Below are 4,157 nucleotides of genomic sequence, written 5' to 3'. Positions count from 1 at the left end.
TTGTAAAGGTACACAGCTTACCTCGTTTAAAAAGTTTAATTCTTCTTGTTTTTTCCAATGGGTTAGCATTGAAGAAGTTTGAGCGTAGCCTACTCTTTCTTGTCTTTCATACCAAGCTTGTGTTCGTTCGTGGAGAGCTTTATTGTAAACTAATCTTACACAGCCCAATGTGCGCCGCAATAGCGACTCTTGTGTTGGTGTGGGGTAAAATCGAAACGAGTAGGCTTTTTCCATGTCTCACATTTTAGCATATATTTCGTAAATGTGCTAATATTTAACAGTAAAGCCGTCGTAGAACGACGGGGTTTCAGACCCAAATTTTTCGATGACCGGAATCTATGAGCCTATCGACTGCCACCGTTACCGCCATCAATTATCCTGATGCTACCATCAACCGGGCCGAACGCGCCCTCTGTTGTTCTCCTTTCCGTGTCACCTTATTTGCGGCTATGCTGGAGCAAAGTGTATCACTTTTAAGCATCCCTGGTGCTGGGGGTTTAGAGAAAGGTTATACTTCCAGACTGCTGACGGAAGCGGCAGCGGAAAGCTATCTTCTCTGGTTGATTAAAGTGGGAATTTTGCGGCGCGAAGTAGATGGACAGGGGATAACCGATAGTTTTCGTCTCACTCCTTTGGGGAGGAAATTAATAGAAAAATGGCAACCCCAAGGGGACTTTTTCCCTACACCCACTTTCTGGCAAAGATTTTTAAATACTCTGCAACGTTGGTTTTCTTTTTAATGCTGTTGGGAGTCAGTTATCAGTTATCAGTTATCAGTTATCAGTTATCAGTTATCAGATGTGAGTTTTCAGTTATTAGCCTCTTGCATGAGTGCCTGTCCTTATAAGTAGCATATACTCAACGGATTTAGTATCAACTGATTACTGTTTACCGATTACTGTTCACTGAAAATACTCAATAAAAAAACTAGATGAAAGCAATTATGGTAGTGGGGACAACCTCCCACGCGGGTAAATCTTTTTTAACTGCGGCTTTATGTCGTTTATTCAACCGGAAAGGTTGGCAGGTAACACCCTTTAAAGGTCAGAATATGGCCCTTAATGCCTATGTTACCGCCGGAGGGGGAGAAATGGGTCACGCCCAGGCGGTGCAAGCATGGGCCGCGGGGACAATTCCCCGGGTAGAAATGAACCCAATTTTATTAAAACCCCAGGGAAATATGACCTCTCAGGTGATTATTAAAGGCAAGGCTGTGGGTGTCACCACGGCAGCGGATTATTATCAGAATTATTTTGAGCAAGGTTGGCAAGCAATTAAAGAATCTTTAGCTAAATTATCAACAGAATTTGATCTAGTTGTTTGTGAAGGTGCGGGAAGTCCGGCGGAAATAAATCTCAAACATCGGGATTTAACTAATATGCGGGTGGCTAAATATCTCGATGCCGCTACTATTTTAGTGGTGGATATTGATCGCGGGGGGGCTTTTGCTCACGTCGTCGGTACGTTAGAATTATTAGAGCCGGAAGAAAGAGCTTTAATTAAAGGTATTGTGATCAATAAATTTCGCGGACAAAAATCCCTCTTAGATTCGGGGATTACTTGGCTAGAAGATTATACAAAAATTCCTGTGTTAGGAGTTCTTCCCTATAGTGATATCTTTTTAAGTGCCGAGGATTCTCTCAGTTTACTCGATCGACCCGCCCAAAAACCCAAAGCTGAACTAAATATCAGTGTCATTCGTCTGCCTCATATCGCTAATTTTACTGATTTTGACCCTCTCTGTGGTGAAGCAACGGTCAATGTACGTTATCTAGAATTACAGGAATCTTTAGGTGATCCCGATGGGGTAATTATCCCCGGATCTAAAACCACTGTTGCTGATTTAATTGCTCTTAATCAAAGTGGTATGGCTAATCAATTACAAGCCTATCACCAAAGGGGAGGTATTATCTTTGGCATCTGTGGTGGTTTGCAAATGTTAGGGCGATTAATTCTGGATCCTGACCATCGAGAAGGTCCCGATAGTGAGGCAGCTGGCTTAAATTTACTGCCCTTAAAAACGGTAATTACTGCCGAAAAAATTACCCGTCAACGACAGGTTTTATCTAATTATCCCCAAGCTGGTTTACCAGTAACAGGATACGAAATTCACCAGGGAATAAGCCAATGGGAAAGTGAATCAGGTTATCAAAAAATGTTCGAGGAAGATGCTAGTCTAGGAATTGTCAATGATTCTCTGTCAATTTGGGGCTGTTATTTACATGGTATCTTTGATAATGGTTCTTGGCGAAGAACTTGGTTAAATCATCTACGTCAGCGTCGCGGTTTATTGTCTTTGCCTACGGGAATTGCTAACTATAGTGAACAAAGAGAAATAACCCTAGATGCTATGGCTAATTTATTGGAAGAACATTTAAATCTTACACCTATTTTTGCTCATTTGTAAGGAGAAATTATGACTATTGCAGTGCGTTTTTTACCCGATGATCTTATCATAGAAGCGGAAACTGGAGAACTATTATTAGATGTGGCCAAAAAAGCAGGAATTGACATTCCTACCGGCTGTTTAATGGGTTCCTGTCACGCCTGTGAAGTAGAATTAGATGATGGCACTCAAATTTGTAGCTGTATTACTGGTATCCCCGGCGATCGAGATTCTTTAACCGTTCATTTATACTCCGATCCGCTCTGGTAGTTGTTAAAGTTTTCTGATAACAGAAGTCAGCTATTAATGTTAAGTTTACGACTTCTAACTGGGAGAATAATGGCTCGGCGACTTCTCGTCTAGGGGAAGGTTTTTGATTTTTGCAAGATGTACATTGACAATAGTATATGCAATATATTCATAAAATACTATGGTATATCGTATCAATGGGATGTGACAATAAATTTCACTAAACCCTTGACAAAAGTTACTTTCTGTATTACCTTTCGACAGTAGTGGTGCTGCCACGGGAAATACTTACATATTAACTATCTTAAAATATGTCAGATTATTATCATTATCAAAATTCTTGCTGTGGGACTGCCCACGCTTATTTGCTACCTTCTCTAAGTCAGATTTTTGCCGATCTTGCTCCTCCTGAAAAGCGTATTTTTGATCTCGGTTGTGGCAACGGTTCGATCGCTAATTGGTTATCAGAAAAAGGATTTCAAGTCAGTGGCTGCGATCCTTCCGAATCGGGGATAGCAGAGGCAAAAAAAGCCTATCCTGAACTTGATCTATACGTTGGCTCCGCCTATGATGATCTGGCTAGTAAATTTGGTACTTTTCCGCTGCTAATTAGTTTGGAAGTGGTAGAACACGTCTATGCCCCGCGCAATTACGCTAAGACCGTTTATAATCTGCTGCAACCGGGAGGATATGCGCTGATATCCACTCCCTATCATGGTTATCTCAAAAATTTAGCCCTAGCGGCTACGGGTAAGATGGACGAGCATTTTACCGCTCTTTGGGATCACGGACATATTAAATTCTGGTCTGTCAAAACCATCTCAGAACTATAGCGCTTTTCACGTTAATGAGTTATCGACAAGTTTTGCCAACAAAGGGTTTAAGCCTCTTGCCCATGCCTCATTCTGATGAAAACTGCCATAATCACACAATAGGCTCTTCTGGTTTCTGTGCGGAAACGAGATCTATACTGATAGTTTCTTCCGCGGCTCGACGGAGCTTCGCCGAACGTCAAAATAGTCTTAAAAGTCTTGTCCCGTAAGCATTTTGCGTTCCATAAGCAAAAATTATCACACAAAGTCGAGAAGAGCCCACAATAAATACAGACAATAGCTTATGAATGCATCACGAACAAGTTTTCAAGCTGGTTGGTTAAATTTAGAGCAGGAATTAGTTTTACTTTTAACAGCAACAATTAATATTAAAGGTATGCCGAAAGCCTATCCAACTGTTCCGGAGCAAAGACAGGAAGATTACTATAATTCCCTGAAGTATTATATTAATTTTCATCCTCGTATCAAAAAAATACTATTTGTGGAAAATTCTGGTTGGCCTCTTGAGCGATTGCAAGAAACGACTCAAGAAAATCCCCATAACAAACAAGGCTCTTCGTTACCCTTTATGCTAAATCAACAGACAAGATGCCAAGATAACATACTTCTAACCCAAAAATTCCGAAAGTTTCTAAAGCCATAGCCTCTCCGTTTTATTAGTTTAAGTTTATTGTTGATTCCCTCGACCA

At 40.9% G+C, this 4,157-nt stretch carries 6 protein-coding genes; 4 read left to right on the top strand and 2 right to left on the bottom strand.

Translation table 11 applies throughout. The features are described 5' to 3' along the window. A partial coding sequence (locus tag IM456_RS02660; RefSeq protein ID WP_287694605.1) for a helix-turn-helix domain-containing protein occupies window positions 1-234 on the bottom strand: 234 nt, incomplete at its 3' end. Window positions 235-338: 104 nt separating this feature from the next. On the opposite strand from IM456_RS02660, the gene IM456_RS02655 reads away from it, so the two are divergent. From IM456_RS02655 to IM456_RS02640, 4 genes are all read left to right on the top strand, one after another. Further along, window positions 339-740, top strand: coding sequence for an Npun_F0494 family protein (locus tag IM456_RS02655; protein WP_061432458.1), 402 nt, complete (start codon window positions 339-341; stop codon window positions 738-740). A 191-nt stretch (window positions 741-931) separates the two neighbouring features. Next, the gene (gene cobQ / locus IM456_RS02650) at window positions 932-2,407 is read left to right on the top strand and encodes a cobyric acid synthase CobQ (RefSeq protein WP_287694602.1); all 1,476 of its coding nucleotides are present in this window, start codon (window positions 932-934) and stop codon (window positions 2,405-2,407) included. Window positions 2,408-2,416: 9 nt separating this feature from the next. Beyond that, on the top strand, window positions 2,417-2,656 hold the full coding sequence (locus tag IM456_RS02645; RefSeq protein ID WP_287694599.1) for a 2Fe-2S iron-sulfur cluster-binding protein: 240 nt from the start codon (window positions 2,417-2,419) through the stop codon (window positions 2,654-2,656). 290 nt (window positions 2,657-2,946) lie between these two features. After that, window positions 2,947-3,468: a class I SAM-dependent methyltransferase gene (locus IM456_RS02640; protein ID WP_287694597.1), complete on the top strand. Its 522-nt coding sequence runs from the start codon at window positions 2,947-2,949 to the stop codon at window positions 3,466-3,468. 576 nt (window positions 3,469-4,044) lie between these two features. Here the strand turns inward: IM456_RS02640 and IM456_RS02635 are convergent. Further along, window positions 4,045-4,157: transposase (locus IM456_RS02635; protein ID WP_071784045.1), on the bottom strand; the 113-nt coding region annotated here is incomplete at its 5' end.

It is taken from the genome of Microcystis sp. M079S1 (assembly GCF_020246425.1).
Taxonomy (GTDB): domain Bacteria; phylum Cyanobacteriota; class Cyanobacteriia; order Cyanobacteriales; family Microcystaceae; genus Microcystis; species Microcystis aeruginosa.
Note: the sequence above shows the minus strand (reverse complement) of the source record. Positions and strands in the feature narration are given on the sequence as shown.

Excerpts from the sequence above, each read along its gene's own strand:
- IM456_RS02655 (WP_061432458.1), top strand. The coding sequence starts at position 339 with ATGAGCCTATCGACTGCCACCGTTACCGCCATCAATTATCCTGATGCT.
- cobQ (WP_287694602.1), top strand. The coding sequence starts at position 932 with ATGAAAGCAATTATGGTAGTGGGGACAACCTCCCACGCGGGTAAATCT.
- IM456_RS02645 (WP_287694599.1), top strand. The coding sequence starts at position 2,417 with ATGACTATTGCAGTGCGTTTTTTACCCGATGATCTTATCATAGAAGCG.
- IM456_RS02640 (WP_287694597.1), top strand. The coding sequence starts at position 2,947 with ATGTCAGATTATTATCATTATCAAAATTCTTGCTGTGGGACTGCCCAC.